This window comes from Ruegeria sp. BJ5 (assembly GCF_056537865.1).
The window spans coordinates 1,463,373-1,487,647 of sequence record NZ_JBQFSH010000001.1 but is presented as its reverse complement, the minus strand read 5'-3'; the positions used below and the strand labels follow the sequence as shown (position 1 = coordinate 1,487,647).

Sequence of the window (24,275 nt, the reverse complement as noted above, 5' to 3'; positions counted from 1 at the left end):
GGACTGCAGTTAGCGTTCGACCGCAGTCTGTTTGGTCAGAAAGGCTTCGACCGCGGCAACGGTTTCTGGGCGCAGGTTTTCGATGCCTTCATACGGCACGCCGCGCGCAGGTTCGGTATCAGGATACAGCTTTTTTCGGGCAAGATGCCGTCCCAGAATGCGCTGGAATTCCTGGCCGCCCCACGCGCCAACTTCGGTCGAAACCGGGTACTTTTCATGCGTATCCCGATAAATATCGAAGAAATTCGCCAGAATTGCACTTTCTCCGGCACCCGGAAGGTTCAGTTTCAACTGATCCTTCACGATCGCCTTCGGGGATGCCACCGAATAGATGATCACATGATCGCGACGCGTTTTCGACTCGTCGCCGAACAGGATTGACGCGGATTGGTCCACCCCATCCACAAGCCTGTCCCGTGGGATGAACGCGTCGGCACCAGCCAGGCGGGACAGGGTCGTATACAGATCCGACACATGGATGATGTTGTTCACGATCGAGTCCGCCTCGATCATTCCGGGCCAACGGATAAAGGCATCCACACGTACGCCGCCTTCTGTCGTATCTCCCTTGCCGCCACGGAAAATCATCGGCGTGAAACCTGACTGTGGGGAATATTTCGTGAAGTGCCCGTTGTCGCCCATCAGCACCACAATGGTGTTTTCGGCTACGCCAAGCGTCTCCATCTCGTCAAACAGCACGCCCAGATATTCGTCCAGCAGTTGCAACTTGTCCGCATAAAGGCCGCCATTCACGCTTTCAGGGCCGTCGCGTCCGGCGCGCGTGTTGTCGAGCGGGATCATCGGCCAGTATTGCAGAAAGAAGGGGGTGTCACCGCCTGCCAGCCGCTGCAGTTCAGACAGCGCCTTGAGCTGGAACTGTTCGTTCATCTCATCGTATTTTTCTGCGTCCCAACGCTCGCCGGGCTGCATGCGGATTTCGCGGATTGGACCGCCAGCCTCACCTTCGATGACGGTGGCCATGGCGGCAGGATCCGGGCGGAACCAATCGTCTACGATATAGTCCTCTTCAAAGTCCTGGATGCCGACCGAGACCTGCTCGCGGATCGCATCATCGTTGAAGATTGTCAGTTGACCCTGTTGATGGATGGCATGCTGCGCATAGTCGAAACCCTGATTCATCGCCCAGCTTTCGGCGATATCACCCATATGCCATTTGCCGACATGACTGGTGGCATAGCCGGCCTCTTTCAGAACCTCTGCCAGTGTGACCTCATCTCCGGGAAGGCCAAAGCCGGCAATGTCGACCGTAGTGTCGCCCATACCCATGCGCACCGGCAGCCGCCCGGTCATCTGGGCCACGCGCGTCGGCGTGCAGGACGGCTCGGTATACATTCGAACCATGCGCATGGCTTCGTCCGAGAACGCATTGATGTTGGGGGTTTCAATTCCGCGTACCGCATTCAGTTCGGGAATGCCCATGTCGCCGAAACCCAGATCGTCGATCAGAATGGACACGATGTTGGGATGGTTGCCAGCATTGCCTTCCCGAAACTCGGCCAGTAACGCATCGACGGCAGCGTTGTCTTCAATCCACTGCTCGCCATTCTGCGCTTCCAGAATATAGTACTGTGCGTCATGGATGATCGGCGTGTCCTGCGCAAAAAGCGGGGAAGACAACAGGATCGAGATGGCCGGCGCCAAACAAAAAAGTCTTGTGAACATAAAGGGTTCCCCGCTGTAGGAAGGTTGCGATTGCGACAAGTCTAATTATTTCGGCCTCTAAATCAAATTCAGGGGCGGTGGCACGAGGGCCGGTCGCCCCGTTTGGGGGCAAACCACCGGCGTGATCGCTAGGCTGTTTCGAACAGGGCGTCGGTGAGCAGGTGTTCCGAAAGCGCACCGGGCGCGCCGATCGCCACAAGCCGCGTCTCGGGTTTTCGATCACCCCATGCGCCATCCCGTGAAATGTCCATGCGCTTTCCGACGACCTGCACAAGAATGCGATGATCCGGGTCCTCCTCGCTGAAAACAAATCCTTTGAGGCGATAGACGTCGCCCGGTAGCTTTCGAATTGCGCCTCTCAGCGATGACAGGCTGATGGGTTGCTCGGCCTTCATCATCGTGGTTGAGAATCCGTCAGAATGGTCAGCGTGTTGGCACCCGCAGTCAGGCCCATGCTCATGATGCTCCGGCACTTCTGTCTCAAGCTGTTCGGCAGCAAACCGGCCGACCGACAGCAATATGTCCAGCGGGACATCCGCATTGACCGCTTCGACCAGGCGATACCTGCGGAAACGCGAGCCGAGCCAGTCGTGCACTTTCTGAACTGTTTCTCTGCTGACCAGGTCCACCTTGTTCAAGATGACCATGTCGGAAAACGCGATTTGCCTGAGTTTCAACTCCATCTGCTCTGGTGCGGCGAACAGCTGCTCGGCGTCGACAAGGCACATGAGGCTGTCGAGGCGGATCATGTCCCGGAACTTCTGGTCCGTGAACGTCATCGCAATTGAAGACGGATCAGATACGCCACTGGCCTCGAGGACGATGTATTCCGGTTTTTCCGGCCGGGCGAGAACGGCCTCGACCGTTTCGATCAGGTCATCCCGGATCGAGCAGCACACACACCCATTCGCCAGGCTCATCACATCATCTTCCAGGCCAACCACAAGATCAGCATCCACATTGATCGAGCCGAAATCGTTGACCAGAACTGCAACCCGCAGACCATGATTGCCGGTCAGGATGCGGTTCAGAAGGGTAGTTTTCCCCGCCCCGAGAAAGCCGGTCAGAATTGTGACCGGAATTGCCGAAGTCGAACCAAACTCGATCATAGTGTCACTCCGTCTTCTTCTTGCGGTTTGGAATGACGTCGTCGGTTTTGATCACGAAGTCGCTGGGCCATTCGGGATTGGGCGCACGGAACACGTCGGAGGGGTAGTATTCCTTGGGGTCGATCTCCATGTCGCGGTACTTTTGGTCCTGCTGCTCGGCGCGCGATGACCGAGGGGCAGGTGGCTTGATTTCATCGGGCAAGGTGATCTTGCCTTCGGCTTCCATCTTGCCCAATTCACGGAACGGTGCGACCGAGCCTGACTTACCGGGCAGTGTCGCCTTCCGATACCAGATCGCATCTTTTGTGACGTTGACCACGGCCACGTCCAGACCCCAGGCGAACAGCCCATCATAATGGGCCCGGATACCCGCCAGCATCTCGGCATCAATGTCCTCGTCCTGCGTGTAATGGGTCACCATCGCAAGCCGGGGGCGTGCCTCAGCCATCATCTTGCCAACCGCATAATGCGAGGTGTGATGGGTATCGATCGTGTAGTTGAACAGCTCCTGCGGCAGGCCGTATTTGTAGGTCATCAACTGGCCGATATCCTGACCGGACATTTCGGTGACGAACACATCAACGCCTTTGCCGTATTCAAGGCTCAATTCATCCGGTCTGCCGTCCCCGGTCCAAACGAAGCTCAGGCCGTTCCAATCCAGACGATACCCGACCGCGCCGTCCTTGGCGTGGCTGCGTGGCCAAGAGCGCACGGTGACGCCATCTTCGTCATAGACGATGCCGCCTTCCTGACGGAAATCGAACTCGTTGACCTCGATTTCGTAACCGTCTCCGATCGGGAATACGTCGAAGGCCTCCAGATGCCATTTCAGCATTTGCTTCATGCCGTCCACCATGCCCGCCGTCCCAAGCTCGGGGGTCCGACCGGACGGGCCGTAGATCCGCAGCGGTGTGTAGCCACCCGACCAGGCTCTGAACGGGTAGATATAGGGGATGTCGGCGTAGTGATCGACATGCAGATGCGTGATGAAGATATCGTTGATCAATTGCGCAGGAACCTGCATCCCGATGATGTTGCGCACACAGCCCGACCCGAAATCGAAGAAGAACCGTTTTCCATTGCCCAGCTCGACCATCACACAGGTGCCTGCCTGATCCTCACGCGGAGGAAACGGCGTGGACCCGCAGAACGAGATGCGCATCTCGTCTGGCCCCAATTCCTCGGAAAGCGGGAAATAGTTTGCGTTCGACCCGGTCATGTATTTCGTCGGCCGGAAGTACTCGGGCAGAGTGATGCCGCCGGCAGGCCGGCCGCCATAGGGGTTCTTCAGGCTTTCACCCAGAGGGCCGTCCCCCTCATGCGCCTGTGCTGCGCCGGAGCCGTAGCTGACAGCGCCCGTTGCCACCGCACCTGCCGCCAGCCCCTGCATGACATGCCGGCGCGAAGGGTTTTCGATCTCATCCGCTGGCTGGTTTTGCTCGTTTTCGTGATCGTTGCTTTGGTCTTTGTCGGTCATTGCGATACCCTCAGTCGGATGCGTTTCTAAGATTGCGCTTCGCCAGACGACGAAGCTCGTTCACAAGTTCAGATTTGATGTGGGCCCATTCCTCGCGCTCGGACGCGGTGATCGACGTATCCTTAAGCTTTGCGCAGACTTTGCCGAAGTCCTCGATGGCCTCGCTCAGAAATGCGTCCGGTTTGAACTGGCTGGAAAGCGCAGTCGAAAGCTCGGGTAGCTCGTCTTTGAGGTCGTCCGTCACTGGATAAAGCCCGATTCCCACTATCTATTCTCGCATCAAGATGCGTGCGGTTGACCGGGGCGGCCAAGTGAGTCACCGTGAGTTGGGGGTGAGTTTGCAGTGAACCAAGCCAATGATTTATCGATAGATCAAGATGTTGGGCTGCCATCACCTGACCTGGTTCGGCAGGCGCTGCGTGACGTTGTTGCCAGCGCCGAGTTCCAAACGTCGCCCCGGCTTCAGCAGTTCCTCACCTATGTCGTCGAGGAAACCCTCGCCGGTCGCGGTTCCCAGATCCGCGGCAAGGCCATTGCCGTCGAAGTGTACGGTCGCAGCATTGATGGCAGCGGCGGTCGAAATCTGGTTCGGGTAGAGGCCAGGCGACTACGGCGTTTGCTGCGTGAGTTTTACGAAGACCATTGGGACGGTCAGGGCGTTCGGATCTTCGTCGATCCAGGCGGATACAAACCGCGGTTTTCACACCAAGCTTCCCTGGATGATCCCAAGTCGGACTTGGCAAGCCACGGCCCGTCCGGCGGACCCAGCCACCTGCGTGGACTTCTGTTGGTCGGGCTGTGCGTTGTGGCCATGATCGTCATGCTGGGCATGTGGCTGAGACCCGGCAACGACGAGGCCGGGCAACCCACCAACACCACCCGGCAGGCCGAACGGGCTGCGCTTGGTCAGCAATCGCTTGCCAGATTGCAGGCGGCCAACCTGGCGGATCAGGCGCGGGGGATGTTCTTTCCGGTCTTCGATGTCAAACGCCAGCAGATCGCCCTGGGAATGTTCCAGCATTCCACCGAGCTCGACCCGGCCTTGCCCGATGGCTATGCGGGAATGGCTCAGGTCTTGGCCACACTGGCTCTGCTGTCTCAAGACGAGGACACACGAGAGGATCTGTTGCGGCAAGCATCCCAGATGTCAGGAACGGCGTTTGAGTTGTCCCCGTCGGGTGCTTGGGCCAACGCCTCGAACGGTTGGCGATTGGCGGTGTCGGGCGACGCGGATGAGGCTTTGAAATATGCGCGCCTGTCTGCTGAACTAGCGCCTGAAGATGGCCATGTTCTGGACCTTGTCGGGATTGCCGCCCTGATTGCGAACGAGCCTGAACTTGCGGCCGAGGTCAGTAATCCGACGCGGGTCAGATCCGGATCCGGCCGATTTGGGGCGAGAAATATCTGGGGGGTATCCCAGCTTGTGCTCGGGAACTACGAAAACGTTGTCGAAGCCTTTCAGGGCGCACCGGCTGCTGGAGCGCCCGTAAGCGGGCCATCACTTTTATTCCAGGCCGTCGCTCATGATCGGCTGGGCAATTTTGACGAAGCACAAAGACTTGTTGACGAGTTGGACACCACGTGGCCGGATTTTCCGTCCGAATTTCTGGTGCAAAGGATTTTTCCGGGTGATGCCGATATGTGGAAGAAGATACTCGAATCTCTGGCGAAGTACTGACAAGCCCGTCGCAGCCGGCGCCATTCAGAAGTCTTCAAGTTTCAACTGACGGCGTCATGAACGGTCCGGGAGATTTGCGCTGTGCATCCCGGATCCGGCTTACACTTCGACCACAGCGATGGGGGATTCGGCCGTTTCTCACGATTGGAATCCTCGGGCGGCTTAGCTCGGCGATGACCTTTCGGTACGGTGCTGCAGTCCTTCGTCGGCTTTGGGGGAATTTGCAGCAAACTTCTTTTGACCTTCCAGCGCGGGAATGGGGCAGACAGTCCCCCCGAAACTGTGCGCAAGGCGGCAAAACCGGCAGGTCAAGCAGGTTTGATCAGTGTCAGACCGTTTCGGTGTCGCCTGCGCCAAGCCAAAAAACAACCGAGTGAAACGAGCCGATGAACAAACTGACGCTATTGGTAGGCGGCGTTCTGATCGCAGGCGCTGCCGTATTTGTCTACAACTACAACCAGCAGCCTGCGGGCCATTCGATGGTGGTGCCCGACACGTCGTCGCTGTCGCAAGGGGAACCAATCGCGCAGGTCCGGGTGCCAGCGACGTTGAGTGCGCAGGCGCAGATGGGCAAGGTTGCCTTTGACGTCAAATGCGCTGTCTGCCATGGGGCGAATGCCACGGGGTTGGAAGGCCTGGCGCCGCCGCTGGTGCATAAGATCTACGAGCCCAGCCACCACGGGGACGAGGCCTTTCAGCGGGCGGTTCAATATGGTGTTCAGGCCCACCACTGGCGCTTTGGCGACATGCCGCCGGTCGCTGGCTTGACCCGTGCAGACGTGCAGGGCATCGTTGCCTATGTCAGGGAACTGCAGCGCGAGAACGGGATAAACTGAACCTTGCACAGCTGGGCGGACAGGATGATCGGACGGTGGATTCTGGCCTTGGGCCTGGTTCTGGCCGGTATTCTGGTGTTCTCGGAACCCGCCTTTGCGCATGGGGGCGATGGGGGCACACATGCCGTCGTCGATCTGGGAGCACCCGACCCCGAACACGTCGAAAAGGGCCACCCGGGCCATTGCCACGGCGGGGCCTTCTGCAACGGCGTGGCAATGACCGTCGCCGCGCCAGTCCTTTCCGCGCTGGTATCAAGGATCAGCCGTCGTGCCATCCCGCCGGGCCGGTACCGGATGCTGCCGGTGGCCCTGTTCGATCCGCCCCCGCCACGCGCCGTGTCCTGAGTCATGAAAGGCCCCTTTCGGCGGGCGAGTTGAAGCAGACATACAGGACAAGACGATGACCCTTTTCAAACTGACGACGGGCGCCGTGCTGGCGTCGATGATTGCCTTGACCGCCCTGGCGCATGGTGGCGCCACCGGGATCGTGAAGGAACGGATGGACGGCATGTCCGCCATGAAGGACGCCATGAAGACCCTGACGCCGATGATGCAGGGCAAGACGCCCTATGACGCCGCCACCGTCCGGCGCGCAGCCGAGACGATCGGCCGCCATGCCGGCGACAGCATGACCCGGCTGTTCCCCGAAGGCAGCAACGGCATGCCCTCCGAGGCCAAACCTGCGATCTGGCAGGACTGGGACGCTTTCGCCGAACTGGCCGAACAGCTGCAGACCTATGCCGAGGGCCTGGCCCTTGCGGCCGACAACGGGCTGATGATGGCCGGTGCCGGGCAAGGGTCTGGCATGATGGGCGGATCGGGCAAGATGGGCGGCGCCTCGATTATGGGGGGCGGGGCCATGATGGGTGGAACCCCCGGGCGCGAGGAGTTGTCAGAGATGCCCGCCGATGGCGTGTTCATGATACTGGGCCAGACCTGCTCGGCCTGTCACACGCGGTTTCGGTCGGAATAGGGGATTTCGATGAAACGCATCTATCGTCTGGGCCTTGCCTCTGCCGTTCTGGCAGCGGCGGGGCTGGCCGCCGTGATCGCGTGGCCGATCGGCCTGACGCCGCAACTGCCCGACCTGACAGGCGAGGTTGACCGCGGGGCCTACCTGGCGCGGGCGGGCGGCTGCATCGCCTGCCACACCAACTTCGCCGAGGGCGGCGCGCCTCTGGCCGGCGGCGTCAAGCTCGAGACGCCCTTTGGCACGCTGTATTCCCCGAACCTGACCACCGACCCGGACCACGGCATTGGCGGCTGGACGATCGAGGAATTTGCCAAGGCTGTGCGTCAAGGCGTGGCGCCGGACGGGCAGCCCTATTACCCGGCCTTCCCGTACCCGTTCTACGCCGATTTCACCGATCAGGACATCGCCGACCTGTGGGCGGCTTTCCAGACCGTGCCGCCGGTGGCCACGCCGTCCCGCGCGCAGGAGATGGCCTTTCCCTTCAACCAGCGCTGGGGGCTGAAACTGTGGCGCGCGGCGTTCCTTGAGCCGCCGCACACCGATCCGGTCCCCGGCAAAGGTGATGTGTGGAACCGCGGCCGGCTGCTGGTCGAAGGCGTCACCCACTGCGCCGCCTGCCACACCGGGCGCAATCTGTTGGGCGCCCGCAAGTCGGATACCGAGCACTTCAAGGGCAGTGATGCACTGCCGGGCGGCGACAAGGCGCCGGCCATCGACTCTGAAATCCTGCAGATGCGGGGCTGGACCGTCGACAGCCTGGCCTATGCCCTGCGCACCGGCATCATGCCCGACGGTGACGTATTCGGCGGCGCAATGGGCGAGGTCGTGACCTACGGCACCAGCTTCCTTACGGACGAAGACCGCCGCGCCATGGCCACCTATCTGCTCGATGACCATGATGGAGGGTGAAAAGGTGGAGCCGCCGCGCGGAACGATCTCGCCAATGATGAAATGGGGTACACCGGTGGCCGTTGTGATCATCGGCTTGGCCAGCGCTCAATGGTGGATGTCGAAAGGGGTGCCTGACGGAGCATCCGGCGATCCGCTACGTGGGGCGGCGCTTTATGCCGAGAACTGTGCATCGTGTCACGGGGCCAACCTGGACGGTCAGCCCGATTGGCAAACGCCTGATGCGGACGGCGTCCTTCCAGCACCGCCACATGATCGAACCGGGCACACCTGGCATCATGGCGATGGCCTCTTGTTCGACTATACCAAGTTGGGCGGCGAGGAGATGCTCAAGCGAATGGGAGTCTCGGGGGGCAAAAGCGGAATGCCGGGATTTGCCGACAGCCTGTCCGATCAGGATATCTGGGACATTCTCGCGTTCATCAAGAACAGCTGGCCCGAGCGTGAACGCGCGATTCAACGCCAACGCACGGAAGCGGAACATCAGGCAGGCAATTGACTATTGGCCGGGGTAGGCGCGTCAATTCTGTGTCTGCCCAAGTCGGTGGGGCGAGATCACTGCTCGCCTCCGCACGGCTGGATCCCGTGCCGGCCCACCCTACGAGGCAAGCAGACCCGACAGTTTGAGTGCCCCGGACTGCAGCAGTGGCAGGAATTGCTTCAGGCTTGTCAGATCGTGACGTTGTGTGGGTGCGTGCACGGACAGAGTGGCCGCAAGCCGGTCATTCTCGTCAAAGACCGGAACCGCGACGGCGGCCATGCCGGGCATGAACTCCTCGTCGTCGGTCGAGTAACCGTTTTGGGCGATTTTGGCGATCTCGGCACGCATGGCCTTGGGGTCAGTAATGGTTTTCTCGGTGTTCGCGGTCAGTCCGCGGGCCGAGAGAAACCCATCCAAGGTGTTTCGGCGCAGGGTCGAGAGGTACATCTTTCCGCTGGCGGTACAGTGGAATGGCACCTGGGTCCCGATCGGCAGCTGGATTCTCAGCGGCCATTTGGTCTCGACCCGGTCGAGATAGATCATCCCCTCGCGGTCGGGGATGGCCAAGTTGCATGTCTCACCAATTTCGTCGGCTACTCCGCGCAGGATGGCCAGTCGGGCCGTGCGCAGATGTTCGGACGACACGGTGTTCACGGACATCTGCCGCAACCGGGGGCCGGGCCCATAGGACCGGCCGTCCAGATCTCGTTGAAGGAACCCTTCGGCCTCGGCCGTCTGCAGCAGCCGGTGGACCGTCGGCTTTGCCAGACCCAACGCTTCGATCAGATCTGCCGGTTTGACCGCGACCCCGCGCCGCGCGACCTCTTCCAAGATCAGCAACAGGCGCAGGTTCGTTGGAATCTGGGTGTCCTTGTCTTGTGTGTCCGTCGCGGTCATCCGGCTACAGTCTAGTTTTTCGGCAGTAGTATCAAGGCCAGATCAGGCACCAGTGACACCAGAATCCAGACCGAGAGCAACGCCACCAGATAAGGCACCGTATACCGCAGAAGCCGGAAATACGGCACGCCTGTAACTCCCGAGGCGACATACAGGTTCAGCCCGTATGGCGGCGTGATGAAGCCAATGGATGCTCCGACAAGGAAGATCACCGAGAAGTGGATCGGATCAATCCCGACCGAAGCTGCGATCGGCGCCAGAATCGGAGCCAGGATGATGGTCACAGGTAGGCTCTCCAGAACCATGCCCGAGAAAAACACGATCACCATCGAGGTGAACAGAACAGCATGGTAGCCCCCCATCGAGGTCACGAAATTGCCGATCGTTTCCTGGGCCCCCAGCAAGGAAAGGATCTGCTGCATTACCACCGAGATGGCAATCAGAGGCGCCAGGATCCCGGTGATCTGTGCCGAACGGATGACGATTGACGGGATCTCGGGGATCGTGAAGCCCTCGACCACCAGCATTTCGGCAAAGCTCTTGTCCGTTGGGGAAACATCGTCGCGGGCGCCCATGATCCGGTTGATCGGATAACTCACCAGCCCGGCGATGACGCAGAAGCCAACGGTGACCCCGGCGGCCTCGGTCGGAGAGAACTTGCCGGTGTAGATGCCCCACAGCACAAGCCCGATGGCAAAAAAGCCCAGCCACGCGCCGAAGGCGGTTTTCAGAACGCGGTTCAGCTGCAGCGGGATCAGGTGACCCCAGCCGTTCATGCGGCAGATGATCCAGCAGGCAAACTGCATCCCGATGACCATCAGCGCGCCGGGCAGGATGCCGGCCACGAACAGCTCGGAAATCGGCAGGTTCATCAGGAAGCCATAAACGATGAAGATGATCGATGGTGGGATGATGATCCCGACAGTGCCGCCCGCCGCGGCGGTCGCGGCGCTGAAGCGTTCGTCATACCCGCCCTTGACCATCTCGGGGTGCAGCATCGATCCGATCGTGGCTGTCGTGGCCGAGTTCGACCCCGAGATCGCTGCGAACAACCCGCAGGCCCCAAGCGAAGCCATCGCCAGACCGCCGCGTATCCAGCCGAGACAGGCATAGGCGAAATCGCTGAGCCTTCGGGCGATACCCGACTTGTTGATCAGGTCTCCGGTCAGGATGAACAGGGGCATGGCTAGCAACGCGAAGCCCTTGTTGAACACGTTCAAAAGCTCAGCGCCCATGTTGTCGAGCGTCAGGCCCAGAACAAACGAGCAGCCGATCACCCAGTAGCCGATGACCAGAAGGACCGGCACGCCCAACATGAACAGGAACGTCACGCCGAGCGAAATCAAAGTAACCCAAGTTCCGTCTGCCATCAGTCTGCCCCGATCACGGCCTGCTTGATCAGCGGCTCGCCTGTTTTGAAGTTGCGCAGATCGTCCGCCAGGTTCTGGAACACTCGGCCGACCATAAGAAAGAATGACAACGGTGCCGCCAGCAGGAACCACCACTGCATGACGTTGTCCGTGCCCAGAACGATCTGGAAGTTGGACGCTGACAAGGCCACCAGCCGCGACGTGGTCACGATGACGATGACCGCGAAGATGAACCACAGCACCGCGTCCAGGATCAGGCAGGCCAACTGCCCGCCGCGTGGCATCGCGGTCCGGAATTCGCTGAAGCTCAGATGCGTTCTGAGGCGTACGTTGTAGGAGGCCCCGAACCACGCCATCACCATGAACAGCAAGGGTGGAATCGTTGTGGACCAGGGTTCCTGGTCATTGAAGACGAACCTGTCGATCACGCCCCAGAAGATGATCAACGCAATGGCCAGATAGGAATACACCATCACGGATCGTTCCAGATGGCGCTCGATGAAGGGAACCTTGCGATAGATCAGCATGACCAGAAGCCCGCCCAGCGCAGCGACGACGGCGCCGACAACCCACGCTGCGTCGGACTCCAACGCTGATTGAATTTCAAAGGAATCCTGGCTGAGAAAGGCGCTGAATATCGCGCCAATGTCTGCCCAAAATGACATGAACCCCGTCCTCCCAGTCGGTCTTCGGATGAACCGGCCGACGCGGGGCCGGTTCAAATCAGTTTATCAGGCTTGGCCCATCCACCAACGGCGCGGCTCGACATTTTCCGGCAGGGTGTCTGCTGGGATCTCGCGCGCGATGTCGTAGATCTCCTGATAGGTGTCGATGCCGCCGGCCCACTTGTTCAGGCGCTCGCGCCATTCTGCCCAGGGTTCCGGGTTGAAGTTCGGGGCACACATTTCCTCGGCCAGCTTGATCTGGTCGTCCGGCAGGAAGGCCGCACGCACTCCGTTCTCGGCAAAGATCGTGTTGGGCAGCTGCGGATCCGAGAAGCCGACCGTGTTCAGCAGCGCGGCTTCGTTTGCACCCTGGATCAGGGCCTGCGTGAAGTAGGACGATTCCATGACCGCATCCTGCAACTCGCCGCCCAGGCTGTCGAAGACCTTGGCCGACATCGACGTGTGTTCGGTACCGCAGAAGAACTTGAGGTTGACCGACTGAGAAACGACTGGCGCCATGTTCGCATAGGCCACCGCCGATGCCCAGGTTTCGGCCCCATCGATCAGACCGGTCTTCAGCGCATCCAGCGTTTCTTCCCAAGCCACCGGAACCGGGTTCAGGTTCAGCAGCTGCATCGCGATCCGACCCAGCTGAGTGCCGGTCACGCGGTTCTTGGTGCCAAACAGCTCTTCCAGTTTGGTGACGGTGGGCTTGTCCGCAAATGTCGACCCCATCTGCAGCCCGCGCAATTCGCAGTGGGTGAACAGGAACTTCAACCCGTGGCGCTTCTCGAGCGGCTCACGCAGGATCCGCTGGCTGGCGGGGCTGTAGAAGAAATGATATTGCGCTGCGCGGCTTGGGAACATGTAGGCATAGTCCAACACGTTCAGATAGGGTGCGCCACCGGCCGAGTTCTGGGTCGAGGCCGCGTAAATGTCCACGATGCCCTGCTGGGTTTTCTCGACACAGCTCAGCTGACCGCAGATCTGGTTGTCGCCGATGAACTCGATGCGAATCTCACCGTCCGTGCGTTCCTCGAGGTCGCGGGCGAATTCGATGGCGCCGGCCCGTTCGATGAGAAGGTTGCGCGTGTTGAAGCCCGCCGCGCCGAATTTCAGCGTATGCTTAGGCTCTTTCGAGAACCGTTTTTCATACGTGGATTCAGCCGCCTGCGCGAGATTGGCAAGGCTCATGGCCCCACCGAAACCCCCTGCTGCCAGCAGAGTGGAACTCATGCCATAGCGTCCGGCAACGCGGAAAAAGTCCCGCCGTGAAATGCCACTTAACTTTCGTCCGATCTCCATTGCTATCCTCCCGTTTCGCAATTATTGAGACGTTTTGTATCAAAAAATGCTAGCTTAATTCATGCATCTTGCATAGGATTTTTTTAGCAACTTCGGGAGGAGCCGATCATGGAAGTGGACTATGTGATTGTCGGTGCCGGTTCTGCGGGATGTGTCATCGCCAATCGGCTTAGTGCTGATCCCCAAACCAAAGTTGCATTGATCGAGGCGGGCGGACCGGACACCAACCCGTGGATTCACATCCCGGTCGGGTACTTCAAGACCATGCACAACCCCTCGGTCGATTGGTGTTATCGGACCGAGCCTGACCCGGGATTGAATGGGCGTTCCATTGATTGGCCGCGCGGAAAAGTGTTGGGCGGGTCGTCGTCGTTGAACGGGCTTCTGTACGTTCGCGGACAAAAAGAGGACTATGACCGCTGGCGCCAGATGGGAAACGTCGGGTGGGGCTGGGACGATGTTTTGCCCCTGTTCAAACGCAGCGAAGATCAAGAGCGTGGAGAGGATGAGTATCATGGCGTAGGTGGGCCATTGTCCGTCTCCAATATGCGCATACAGCGCCCGATCTGCGATGCTTGGGTCGCTGCGGCACAGGCCGCAGGCTATCCGTTCAATCCCGACTACAACGGCGCCAACCAGGAGGGTGTCGGGTATTTTCAGCTGACCACGCGCAACGGGCGACGTTGCAGTGCGGCCGTCGCCTATCTCAAGCCCATCCGCAACCGGCAGAACCTGACGATCATCACGCGCGCGCTGGTGACGCGGGTGGCCATGGACGGCAAGCGCGCAACAGGCGTTGTTTACCGCGATCGGTCGGGCGAAACCAAAACGGTGAAAGCCCGGCGCGAGGTCATCCTGTCCGGGGGGGCAATCAACTCTCCGCAGATCCTGATGCTGTCGGGCATTGGTGACCCCGATCATCTGAAGGCAAACGGAATCGAACCCGTTCACGCATTGCCGAACGTCGGCAAGGGGCTGCAGGATCACCTGCAGGCGCGTCTGGTATTCAAGTGCAACGAGCCGACCCTGAACGATGAGGTGCGGAGCCTGTTCAACCAGGCCCGCATCGCGCTGAAATACGCGTTGTTCCGGGCCGGTCCCATGACCATGGCGGCCAGTCTGGCAACTGGTTTCATGAAGACCCGTCCCGATGTTCAAACCCCGGACATCCAATTTCACGTCCAGCCCTGGTCGGCGGACAGCCCGGGTGAAGGCGTGCACCCGTTTTCGGCCTTCACGATGTCGGTCTGCCAACTCAGGCCGGAAAGTCGTGGAGAGTTGCGGTTGGATGGACCGGACCCCGCCAGCTATGTCAAAATCATCCCGAATTATCTGTCGACAGAGACCGATTGCCGAACGATCGTCGCTGGCGTCAACATCGCTCGCAACATTGCGCGCCACAATCCGTTGGCCTCAAAAATCTCCGAGGAGTTCCGACCGACGGCCGATCTGTCCTGTGATGACTATGAAGGTACGTTGGACTGGGCGCGCTCGAATTCGGTGTCGATCTATCATCCGACCGGAACCTGTGCGATGGGCACGACCGACGCCGCCGTTGTCGGTCCTGACTTGAAGGTGAAAGGGATCGAGGGGTTGCGCGTTGCGGATTGCTCGATCATGCCGGAAATCGTCAGCGGAAACACCAATGCGCCCGCCATCATGATCGGTGAGAAGGCCAGCGATCTGATCGCGGGAAGCGGCTGACGCCGTGTTTGGGGGTCGGTTTTTGGCTCGGTAGGGTCAGAGCGTCATTCGACCGGCAATCCGAATACCGCGATTGCTGCGCCAAGAATGCAGAACAAAGCAAACATCAACGCGCGGAGGCGCAGGTTCTGCTGAGACGCCGACCGGGCCGCGATGCCGGCCTGCAGCGCGTAATAGGCTGCAAAGGCGCGCGACGCATAGCTGATGATTTCAAAGACATTCGATGTCCAGGTCAGTATCAACCCGACGCCGACCAGAACGGTATAGGCGGTCCGTTCAGAGACGCGCCCGCCTGAAATCTCGGACAGCAATCCACCGGACCCGCTTGTATCCGCGACGGCGGCGCTGAACTGGGCCGACAGGGCCGCAATAACCAGAAGAACGGGCAGTATCGGGGCGACGACTTGCATCAGGTCAATGATTGCCGTTTCGTCCAGAACCAAGCCGCCCGGTTCGACCGAATAGGTCAACAGGCCGATATAGATCAGGTAAACTGCGCTTGCGATCAACTGGGCCCACCGCATGGAGCGAATTCGCGTTTCCGCATCATAGGCGTGGCCGAGGTAGCGCGAGGTCTCAAATCCCTGCACGGTGACGATCAGCCCGGCCAATAACATGAACGCGTGCGAGCCACGCTCGGCCGGCGGGTCAAAGACAAGTGCATCATGGCTGTATTGCTCGGCAAAATACGTGGCAAGTCCGACAAGCAGCCCGGCGATGATTGCCAGTTTCAGGCCGACTGAAATCTGCTCCAACCGTTCCAGCGCGGAAAACCCCCGGGTGCAGCCGACGAAAAGGATCAGCACAAGTACGCCAGAGGTCACAAGGCGGGCATGGAACGCGTCGTCCACTTGGGTCAGGCTCACGCCAAACGAGCCGAACAGGTTCAGGTAGTAGGCGACCGATATGAAGTAGGCAAAAGCCAGGCTTGCCGACGCGACTCTTTCGGCCCGCTCGATACCGGCGCCGCGGTCGGATCTGTGCGCCATGTCGCGGATGTTGTATCGAATTGCGCTTCCGAACCCCCAGGCCGCGGCGCAGAGGCCCAGCATGGCAAGCGGGGCCAGATCGCCAAAACTGACGTCCAGGATCGGACCAAGAACAAGGAACCCGCTGCCGATGATCGACGCCAACGGGGTGATCGAAGCTCGCCACATCCGGGAATTGGCGACACCCGGCCAAACCAGAATGGCCAAGACCACCACGACCGCGGACAGGATCAGCGTATTCTGCAACTCGGTCGTCAAGGGAAGGGTTCTGCCTCGCTAGTGCTCTTCGGGACGCCGCTGGTGGGGGGCAATCGCTGAAGAGGCGATCATGGTATGTGTACCGGCATCCAAGGTCGCTCAGATTTACCAATCAGCGGTATCCCGTTCAACTCTGGCGCTTGGTTATGCCGCGTTCCATCGCCTTTTCCGAAGCCAGATGGCCCGCGCGCCCAAAAAACCGGCTGGCTGTCAACGTCTTGTTCCATCTTTCGTGAAAGGTCTTCCTGCACGCCAATATGACGTGACGTGCCGGGGTATGAGTTGGACATTTCGCGTGTAATCCATCAGGTTCCGGGCAACACAGCTCCGGTCGCTCGGCCCTTGCATGGCCGCGTTCGGCGCGCAGCATTCGCAGGTTGAACCAGATGCAGTATCACAACAAACCCTATGATCAGCTCAACATCGGGGACACGGCCGAACTGAAACGTTTGTGCACCGAGGATGATTTTTATGCCTTTGCCGCGAATTCGGGCAATCACAACCCGCTGCACCTGGCCCATGAAGACGGGGACGGAGACGATCGGCCCGAGGCGGTAGCGCCATCGCTGTTCGTGGGCGCGCTGATCTCGGCGGTTCTGGGAAACATCCTTCCCGGGGCCGGGACGCTTTACAAATCGCAACAGTTCGACTTCGTGGGCCGTGCCATGGCCGGGGACGAGCTTTTGGCGCGTGTGGTCGTCACCGAAAAGCGCGCCAACCGGGAGGTGGTCCTGGATACCACCGTCACCCGATGCAGGGATGACGCGGTCATCGTCAGCGGCAAGGCCGTGGTAATCGCGCCGGACCGCGCCCTGTCGTTCCGTGAAGTCGAGGTTCCCGGCCTGATCGTTCAGCGGCACCGTCACTTCGACGCGTTGCTGGAGAAATCCCGGCCGATGGACCCCATCCCGACCGCCGTCGTTGCGCCGGAGGACCCGAACTCGCTGGGCGGCGCGATCCTGGCTGCGCGGGAAACGATCATTGAGCCGATACTTGTCGGTCGCCCGGACCTGATCGGGCAGGCGGCGCAGGAACTGGGCGAAAGGCTGGATGGTTTCGAGATTGTCGCCGCGGAAGAGCACAGCGAAGCCGCCCGCATCGCCGTCGACCTTGTGGTCGAAGGCCGGGCCGGGGCGCTGATGAAGGGGCATCTGCACACCGATGATCTGCTGAGGGCCGCATTGCGGAAGGATCAGGGATTGCGCGCGGGCCGGCGCTTTACCCATGTCTTCGTCATGGACGTGCCCGGGCAACCGCATCCGCTGCTGGTGACCGACGCCGCGATCAATATCGAGCCCGATCTGCAAACCAAGATCGACATCACCCAAAACGCGATTGATCTGGCGATCTCGATCGGGATGGAAACGCCCAAGGTTGGCGTATTGTCGGCGGTCGAGACGGTGAACCCGGCCATTCGGTCCTCGATCGACGCGGCGTTGCTATCCAAAATGGCTGAACGTGGCCAGATCAAAGGAGGCTTGGTCGACGGTCCTCTGGCAATGGACAATGCGGTCAGCATGGCCGCAGCACGGATCAAGGGAATTGTCTCGCCAGTGGCCGGACAGGCCGACATACTTGTGGTTCCAAACCTGGATGCGGGCAATATGCTGGCCAAACAGCTGACATATATCGCCAACGCCGAAGCGGCAGGGGTGGTTCTAGGGGCGAAGGTGCCGATCATCCTGAACAGCCGCGCGGATGACGACAAGGCGCGTTTGGCATCCTGCGCCGTGGCTGCCCTGCACGCCGCCCGCATTGCCGGGGGGCGGTCATGAGCCATGTCATCACGCTGAACGCAGGTTCGTCGTCTCTGAAGTTCGGGCTGTTTTCGTTGCCATCCGATGACCCGGTGGCAATCTGCACCGGAATCGTCGACCGCATTGGCGCCGCGGGCGCGACCATCCGCGCCAAAACGTCGGATGGCCGCACGTTGGGCGGTGATGTGGCAGACGGGATTGCCGATCATCACGAGGCCCTTAACCATGTTCTGGACCTGATCATCCAGCAATTTCCCGCGGCCAATATTGCAGCCGTCGGCCACCGCATCGTTCATGGTGGTCCTGACCACGATCAACCGATCTTGCTGACGCCGAAAAGCCTTGCGGCGCTTGACGAACTCTCACCGTTCGCGCCATTGCATCAGCCCTACAACCTCAGCGGCGTTCGTGCCTCGGTCGAACGGTTCCCCGATGCGGTGCAGGTTGCCTGTTTCGACACCGCCTTTCACCGTAGTCACCCCTGGGTCAATGATACGTTTGCCTTGCCGACCGAGTATTATGACAAGGGCGTTCGCCGCTATGGGTTTCACGGCCTCAGCTACGAATACATCTCGGGTCATCTGGCCAAGACCGCGCCGCTGCTGCATGGCGGCCGGGTCATCGTGGCGCATCTGGGCAACGGCGCGTCGATGTGCGGTATGATCCACGGCCGCTCGGTCGGGTCCAGTATGGGGTTTTCGGCCATAGACGGTCTGCCTATGGGAACCCGATGCGGCCAGTTGGACCCCGGTGTCGTTCTCTACCTCATGGACCAGAAGGGCATGAGCGTAGATGAGATCACCGAACTTCTGTATCGTAAATCCGGCCTGCTGGGTCTGTCCGGTCTGTCCAGCGACATGCGCACGCTGGAAAAGTCCGACAGCGGCAGCGCGCGCCGGGCCATCAGCTATTTCAATTTCCGTGCGCGGCGTGAACTCGGTGCCCTTGCGGCTGTGCTGGGTGGGCTGGATGCGGTGGTGTTCACTGGTGGGATTGGCGAGAACTCTGCGCTGGTGCGCGAAAGGATTTGCGTCAACATGGGGTGGTTGGGGATTGAACTGGACCATGATGCCAATACGGACCACGCCCGGATCATCTCAACACCGTTGTCCCGGGTTCAGGTCATGGTCATCCCCACCAACGAGGAACTGGTGATCGCCCGTGCGGCTGCTCGCTTCGTCTATCCGCACATGTACGAGACGCTTTTGGACAAAGCGAGCCCAGCCGCGCCGCCCCCGGCAGATGGTTCGGGGCCTGATTGATCAGACGGTAGACGTCAGCGAAGGGTCTTCGGCGAATTTTTCGCAAAAACTGGCTCTCTACGGGAAACCCCCAATTTCGGGCAGAGGTGGGCTGGGCTATTGTCTGATTAACCAAGGTCAAACTTGGCCTACCACTTTCCCCGAAGAGGGGCTGGCTACCTACCCCCTCAGCCGGCCCCTCAAAAAAACCCCAGAAATCAGTTGAATCCCTTGGCAGCCAAAGCGTTAGAGCCCGGTGCCAGATAAGCCTATGATGCGCAGTGCCAGGTCAGGGAGGCGCGCAAAGTCGTCGAAGCTGGCCAAATGGGGAAGTTCCGAGACCGGCGACTTTCGGTACCCTTCCGAATACAGAAGAAATGGGACTTGGGCACGTTGGGCGGTTTCTGCGTCTACTTCGCTGTCGCCCACAAAGACACACGCGTCGTTTGTGCCCAGTGCCTCGAACGTGGCGGACAGGTGGGCGGGGTCGGGTTTGCGAGATTTCAAAGTATCTCCGCCGATCACCACGTCGAAGAACTGCGCCAGATCCAGAACCTCAAGGATGTGCTGCGCGGGCGCTTCCGGTTTGTTGGTGCAGACCCCTAGCGCGATATCTGCAGCCTGCAGTCGTCGCAGAGCATCTTTGACACCTGGATAAGGCCTGGTCATCGCACTTGATGCTTGGCTGTAGTGGTTGAGCGTGACCTGTGTCAGTTCGGAATGGCGTTCAATGTTCAGTCCGCAGTGAAGAATCACGCGTTCAACCAGTTTTGGCAGACCATTGCCGACGAATCCCCGGATCGTTTCCTCGGGCAGGGGCGCATGGCCCTGATCGGCCAGCATCCGGTTCGCTGCCGCCGCAATGTCGGCGAGGCTGTCTACCAGCGTGCCATCCAGATCAAACACGATTGCCGCCGTCATCTCCGCTCCCGTCTCTCAGTGTCGAGACCCGGCCTAGCGGGCCTGCCGCAAGGGCGCAATGGTTCGGTGTACGAATAGCAGGAAACCGGCACTTGACATACCTTAGTATTTTTATCAGATTAAACGCGAATACACGCAGCCAACCCGGTTCCGGGCCAGCCAGATCCATGAAAGTTGAACGGAAAAGGCGCTTTGCCTGAACACAACCGGAGATGACCCGATGAACGCGCAGAACCCGAATCCGACCCAAGCCTATGCCGTTTCGATGCTGCCGGCCCACAAGGCCGAGGATCTGACGCAGGGCGGCAACCTGGCCCATATCGAACTGGGCGACCAGCTGTACACCCTGCGCATCACCCGCGCGGGCAAATTGATCCTGACGAAATGAGCGGCGCATCCACCCGGGGCGGCGCCCCGGTCGGGCGGCTGGCGGATCTGACCCCGATCGAGGCTGGCGCCGTCATGTACCTGCGGATGTGGAGCGACGGCGCCGCCGGCCGTGCCGACACGGCGCATGATTTCGACATCGCGCTGGGCGCCGATCATGGGCAGCTGGCCATGCTGGCGCTGGATCGTCTGTGCAGCCTGTGCGCCCATCACGGCCGCCGTCCCCTGATCCGGCACGGGCTGGGCTGCACCTGCCTGGGCGCGGACGAAAGCTGTTTCGCGCAGATGATCGCCGCGGCCTCGGAAGGGGCGCGCGAGGATGCGATGATGCTGGCCGCCTTGATCGTACGCCCCGATTTCGCGCCCGCGCTGGCGTCGCTGTCCGAAGAGTTCGGGCTGGCCCTGCGGCGTATGACCACCGCCATCCCATTGCCGAGCACCGGCCATCAGACCCCCTCGGCCGTGCTGCACTGACAGCGCGGTTCAGTGCCCTGGCCGAACCCGGCCGGGGCGTATCTCAGCAGCAGCCGCACCCGTCATGGTGATGGGTGTGGTCGCAAACCGGAGCAGGGGCATAGTCGCCCACCTCGGCCAATACAGACCGCAGCGTCCACAGGATCATGTCCACATCCTCGGCTTCGATGGTCAGAGGCGGGCGGATCTTCAGGATGTTATCCTTCGGCCCCTCGCTGCCGATCAGGATGCGGTGGTCCCGCATCCGGTTCTTGACGTATCGGCAGATCTCGGTGCCTTCCGAGCCGTCGGGGTTGATCAGTTCGACCCCAAGAAACAGGCCCATGCCCCGCACATCACCCACGCAGGCGAACTCGGCTTCGATCGCGCGCAGACCATCCATCAGCCGTGCGCCCATCATGCGGGCATTCTCCTGCAGGCCCTCGTCATCGACGATGTCCAGCACCTCTTTGCCGATCCGGCAAGACAGGGTCGAGCCGCCGAAGGTCGAGAAGAACTCGATCCCGTTGTCGAAACTGTCGGCGATCTCGCGCGTTGTGACCAGCACGCCCAGAGGGTGGCCGTTGCCGATGGGCTTGCCCAGAACCACGATATCGGGCGACGCGCCCTGGTGTTCGAATCCGAAGTAGTACTCGCCCAGCCGGCCCAGGCCCGTCTGCACCTCGTCGGCGATGCAGACGCCACCGGCGGCGCGGATCTTTTCATAGACCGCTGGCAGATAGCCCTTGGGCGGGATGATCTGCCCCCCGACCGAGGGGAAGGTCTCGGCGATGAAGCCGGCCACCCCGTGCCCCTTGCGCTGAAGGGCGGCAATCGCGTCGTCCACAAGGTCGGCATATTTGCGCGCGCGGTCGGGGTCGTCGCGTTTGAACCGGCCGCGATAATCGTCGGCCACCTCGACCAGTTCGACCCAATCGGCCTGACCCACGCCGCCGGGCTTGTTGAACTTGTAGGCCGAAATGGCCACCGCCGCATTGGTGTTGCCGTGATAGCCGTGATCGGGCGTCACCATGCCCTTGGCCCCGCTATGCGCCCGCGCCAGACGCAGGGCCAGCTCGTTGGCCTCGGTGCCCGAATTGACGAAGAAGCACACCTGCAGGTGGTCGGGCAGCTTCGACAGCAGCTTGTCGGCAAATTCCACCTGCGCGGGATGCAGATAGCGGGTGTTCGAATTCATCCGCTTCAACTGATCTGCCACCACGGCCTGAATGAGCGGATGCGCGTGCCCCACATGCGGCACGTTGTTGTAGGCGTCAAGATAGGGCCGCCCCCATTCGTCAAACAGGTGATGCTTCCAGCCGCGCACCAGCATCACCGGGTCGTCATATGTCAGGCTCAGGTTGCCGCCGAAATGCGCCCGCCGTTTGTTCAGGATCTCGGCCTTGTCGGTCGGGCGATAGAAGACCTTCTCGTCCGGCAGGTTCAGCAGGGCCGCCGGGTTCGGGCAGACCGCGTGCCACAGGTCCAGCTCGTTCGGGTCGGCGACGCCTGGCCAGTCGGCCTGCATGCCGGTCGTGGTCAGGGCCAGCTGGAAATGCACATGCGGCGCCCAGCCGCCGTTCTGGCCAGCATCGCCCAGCCGGGCGAACGCCGCCCCCTGCGCCACCGGATCGCCGGGTTTCAGCCGGTCACAGACCTCGGGGTCCAGATGCCCGTACAGCGTATAGAACGAGTCACCCTCGGGGGTTTCGTGATGCAGGATCACCACGCCGCCATAGTCCAGATGGTTCGCCCGGTTCTCGACCGCCTCGACCCGACCGCTCAGCGGTGCCAGCAAAGGCGTCCCCGCCGGCGCGAACACATCCACCGCCAGATGCACCGTGCGCCGGTCCGACGCCTTCCACGGACCCTTGCGGAACGTCGGCTCGGCATAGATCAGGCGCGGTTCGTTGTAATAGCCCAGCCACAACCCGTCGCCGAATTCCGCGCCCACCCGCGCGGCCTCGTCCAGCGGCATGTGATACGGGTTCTGCGGCCAGGTCGAGTTTTCGACCGACAGCGAACCCATCGGAACGTCCGACAGATCCTGTCCCAACAGCTGCGCAAATTGACCACGATGTTCGGACAGGTACGCGTGAATGCGCTCGGCCCCGTCGGTGACGGGCAGCCCGCAGGCCGCCCGCAGCCGCGCGGGCATCAGCTCGCCATTAACCGAACCATCCTGGAGGAACCGCCAGGCCGGTGCCTGGCTGATCGTCACATACGGGTCGTCCGGGTTTTCGGCGGCCATCAGCGTGGAGTTGACGACAGACACGGCCAGCCGCATCCGCAGCAGGGGCCAGATCAGGTCCACTTCCTGCGGGCGCAGCCGGTTTGCGGCGTGATAGCCCCGCACCAGCGCGGCCAGCGCCCGTTCGGGGCGGGGGTGATCCAGCACCACATACGCCCCGGCGATCGCCAGTTCGCACACCCGCGGTGCGGCGCACATGTCACCCAGATCGATCAGGCCCGAAACCTGCCGGCGCTCCGACAGCTCACCTTCGACCAGGATGTTGTAGTCATTCACGTCATTGTGGATGGCTTGCCGGGGTAACTCGGCCAGCATGTCCGAGACGGCATCGAACTGCGCGCAAATCTCGCGCAGAAGGGCTGCACGATCCGGGTCGGCAACCGCATCCAGCTTGTCAGCGATCCAGCGGGCCTGGGTCAGGTCCCATTTGAACTCCGGCCGCTCCAGGCCGGGATGCGAAAACCGCTCCAGCGCCCGATCGGTCGCCCCCAATACCCGGCCCAGTTTCAGGATCAGGTCCTCGGATTTCGGCGCCGTCTTGGCATAGCAGCGGCCCGGCAGCCGCTCCAACAGCCACGCCAGCCGCGGCCGCCCCGCGTCGTCGTCGATCTGCGGCAGCAAACCTCCGTCCAGCCCGGGGATCACCTTGGGAAACGGCAGCCCGGGGGCCTCGGCCGCGATATGCTCCAACGCCTTGATCTGCAGATCCACCAATTGCGGGTCACACCCGGCCCGCATGACCTTCAGAACATAGTCCCGACCATTGGTGGCCTGCACCAGGAAATTCAGGTCATACTCGCCATCCAGCCGCGAGAGCCGGGCGTCCAGTCCCCAGACCCGCCGCAGCGCGGCCGCCCAAAACTCACTGACATCATTCATTCAAACTTCCGCCCCGCGCGCGCCGGGGCCCTCTTCATCTGGCCAAAAGTAT

General features: G+C 61.1%; 22 protein-coding genes. 11 read left to right on the top strand and 11 right to left on the bottom strand.

The annotated features are described in order from the left end of the window. Positions 1-9: 9 nt before the first annotated feature. The 4 genes from ACR0NY_RS07390 to ACR0NY_RS07375 all read right to left on the bottom strand — a co-directional run bounded on the left by ACR0NY_RS07390 (position 10) and on the right by ACR0NY_RS07375 (position 4,513). A complete protein-coding gene (locus ACR0NY_RS07390) occupies positions 10-1,683 on the bottom strand; it encodes a sulfatase-like hydrolase/transferase (protein ID WP_170368912.1) in 1,674 nt (557 codons plus the stop codon). 128 nt (positions 1,684-1,811) lie between these two features. Then, positions 1,812-2,792, bottom strand: coding sequence for a CobW family GTP-binding protein (locus ACR0NY_RS07385; RefSeq protein ID WP_170337411.1), 981 nt, complete (start codon positions 2,790-2,792; stop codon positions 1,812-1,814). Between the two features lie 4 nt (positions 2,793-2,796). Then, the gene (gene gntH / locus ACR0NY_RS07380) at positions 2,797-4,269 is read right to left on the bottom strand and encodes a guanitoxin biosynthesis MBL fold metallo-hydrolase GntH (protein WP_217354885.1); all 1,473 of its coding nucleotides are present in this window, start codon (positions 4,267-4,269) and stop codon (positions 2,797-2,799) included. A gap of 10 nt (positions 4,270-4,279) precedes the next feature. After that, on the bottom strand, positions 4,280-4,513 hold the full coding sequence (locus ACR0NY_RS07375; protein ID WP_170337412.1) for a hypothetical protein: 234 nt from the start codon (positions 4,511-4,513) through the stop codon (positions 4,280-4,282). A 99-nt stretch (positions 4,514-4,612) separates the two neighbouring features. Here ACR0NY_RS07375 and ACR0NY_RS07370 point away from each other — a divergent pair, with 99 nt between their 5' ends. The 6 genes from ACR0NY_RS07370 (at position 4,613) to ACR0NY_RS07345 (ending at position 9,164) form a co-directional block, all read left to right on the top strand. Further along, positions 4,613-5,947 (top strand): tetratricopeptide repeat protein, encoded by a 1,335-nt coding sequence (locus ACR0NY_RS07370; RefSeq protein ID WP_170368911.1) that lies wholly within the window; start codon positions 4,613-4,615, stop codon positions 5,945-5,947. 386 nt (positions 5,948-6,333) lie between these two features. Continuing rightward, a complete protein-coding gene (locus ACR0NY_RS07365; protein WP_170337414.1) occupies positions 6,334-6,783 on the top strand; it encodes a c-type cytochrome in 450 nt (149 codons plus the stop codon). A 24-nt stretch (positions 6,784-6,807) separates the two neighbouring features. Continuing rightward, on the top strand, positions 6,808-7,128 hold the full coding sequence (locus ACR0NY_RS07360; protein ID WP_170368910.1) for a hypothetical protein: 321 nt from the start codon (positions 6,808-6,810) through the stop codon (positions 7,126-7,128). A 55-nt stretch (positions 7,129-7,183) separates the two neighbouring features. Continuing rightward, the gene (locus tag ACR0NY_RS07355) at positions 7,184-7,756 is read left to right on the top strand and encodes a c-type cytochrome (RefSeq protein WP_170368909.1); all 573 of its coding nucleotides are present in this window, start codon (positions 7,184-7,186) and stop codon (positions 7,754-7,756) included. Positions 7,757-7,765: 9 nt separating this feature from the next. Beyond that, positions 7,766-8,665, top strand: a complete 900-nt coding sequence (locus tag ACR0NY_RS07350) for a c-type cytochrome (RefSeq protein WP_170368908.1) — start codon at positions 7,766-7,768, stop codon at positions 8,663-8,665. Beyond that, a complete protein-coding gene (locus ACR0NY_RS07345) occupies positions 8,655-9,164 on the top strand; it encodes a c-type cytochrome (protein WP_480771282.1) in 510 nt (169 codons plus the stop codon). Before ACR0NY_RS07350 ends, ACR0NY_RS07345 begins: the two co-directional genes overlap by 11 nt. Positions 9,165-9,263: 99 nt before the next feature. On the opposite strand, the gene ACR0NY_RS07340 is transcribed toward ACR0NY_RS07345, so the two are convergent. The 4 genes from ACR0NY_RS07340 to ACR0NY_RS07325 all read right to left on the bottom strand — a co-directional run bounded on the left by ACR0NY_RS07340 (position 9,264) and on the right by ACR0NY_RS07325 (position 13,383). Continuing rightward, entirely contained in the window at positions 9,264-10,043 is a 780-nt protein-coding gene (locus ACR0NY_RS07340) for an IclR family transcriptional regulator (protein ID WP_170337418.1), read from the bottom strand. 11 nt (positions 10,044-10,054) lie between these two features. Further along, complete coding sequence (locus ACR0NY_RS07335) at positions 10,055-11,413, bottom strand: TRAP transporter large permease (RefSeq protein ID WP_093962896.1); 1,359 nt, start codon at positions 11,411-11,413, stop codon at positions 10,055-10,057. Then, complete coding sequence (locus ACR0NY_RS07330; RefSeq protein ID WP_093962895.1) at positions 11,413-12,078, bottom strand: TRAP transporter small permease; 666 nt, start codon at positions 12,076-12,078, stop codon at positions 11,413-11,415. Before ACR0NY_RS07330 ends, ACR0NY_RS07335 begins: the two co-directional genes overlap by 1 nt. Before the next feature lie 66 nt (positions 12,079-12,144). Further along, a complete protein-coding gene (locus tag ACR0NY_RS07325; protein WP_093962894.1) occupies positions 12,145-13,383 on the bottom strand; it encodes a TRAP transporter substrate-binding protein in 1,239 nt (412 codons plus the stop codon). A 108-nt stretch (positions 13,384-13,491) separates the two neighbouring features. Here ACR0NY_RS07325 and ACR0NY_RS07320 point away from each other — a divergent pair, with 108 nt between their 5' ends. Further along, positions 13,492-15,087 carry a GMC family oxidoreductase gene (locus ACR0NY_RS07320; RefSeq protein ID WP_170368907.1) on the top strand — a complete coding sequence of 532 codons (1,596 nt, stop codon included), beginning with the start codon at positions 13,492-13,494 and terminating at the stop codon, positions 15,085-15,087. 44 nt (positions 15,088-15,131) lie between these two features. Here the strand turns inward: ACR0NY_RS07320 and ACR0NY_RS07315 are convergent, their stop codons facing one another. Then, positions 15,132-16,334, bottom strand: coding sequence for an APC family permease (locus ACR0NY_RS07315; protein WP_254432912.1), 1,203 nt, complete (start codon positions 16,332-16,334; stop codon positions 15,132-15,134). 386 nt (positions 16,335-16,720) lie between these two features. Between ACR0NY_RS07315 and ACR0NY_RS07310 the strand changes: the two genes are divergently transcribed. Both ACR0NY_RS07310 and ACR0NY_RS07305 read left to right on the top strand, forming a co-directional pair. Beyond that, entirely contained in the window at positions 16,721-18,109 is a 1,389-nt protein-coding gene (locus ACR0NY_RS07310) for a bifunctional enoyl-CoA hydratase/phosphate acetyltransferase (protein ID WP_170368906.1), read from the top strand. Then, positions 18,106-19,353, top strand: coding sequence for an acetate/propionate family kinase (locus ACR0NY_RS07305; protein ID WP_170368905.1), 1,248 nt, complete (start codon positions 18,106-18,108; stop codon positions 19,351-19,353). The genes ACR0NY_RS07310 and ACR0NY_RS07305 overlap by 4 nt, the downstream gene beginning before the upstream one ends. Before the next feature lie 225 nt (positions 19,354-19,578). Here the strand turns inward: ACR0NY_RS07305 and gph are convergent, their stop codons facing one another. Beyond that, positions 19,579-20,253, bottom strand: a complete 675-nt coding sequence (gph, locus tag ACR0NY_RS07300; protein ID WP_170368904.1) for a phosphoglycolate phosphatase — start codon at positions 20,251-20,253, stop codon at positions 19,579-19,581. A gap of 220 nt (positions 20,254-20,473) precedes the next feature. Between gph and hemP the strand changes: the two genes are divergently transcribed. Both hemP and ACR0NY_RS07290 read left to right on the top strand, forming a co-directional pair. Beyond that, the gene (hemP, locus tag ACR0NY_RS07295; protein ID WP_005978533.1) at positions 20,474-20,641 is read left to right on the top strand and encodes a hemin uptake protein HemP; all 168 of its coding nucleotides are present in this window, start codon (positions 20,474-20,476) and stop codon (positions 20,639-20,641) included. After that, positions 20,638-21,114, top strand: a complete 477-nt coding sequence (locus tag ACR0NY_RS07290; protein ID WP_170368903.1) for a hypothetical protein — start codon at positions 20,638-20,640, stop codon at positions 21,112-21,114. The genes hemP and ACR0NY_RS07290 overlap by 4 nt, the downstream gene beginning before the upstream one ends. A 43-nt stretch (positions 21,115-21,157) precedes the next feature. On the opposite strand, the gene ACR0NY_RS07285 is transcribed toward ACR0NY_RS07290, so the two are convergent. After that, positions 21,158-24,223, bottom strand: coding sequence for an aminotransferase class III-fold pyridoxal phosphate-dependent enzyme (locus tag ACR0NY_RS07285; RefSeq protein WP_170368902.1), 3,066 nt, complete (start codon positions 24,221-24,223; stop codon positions 21,158-21,160). Positions 24,224-24,275: the final 52 nt, after the last annotated feature.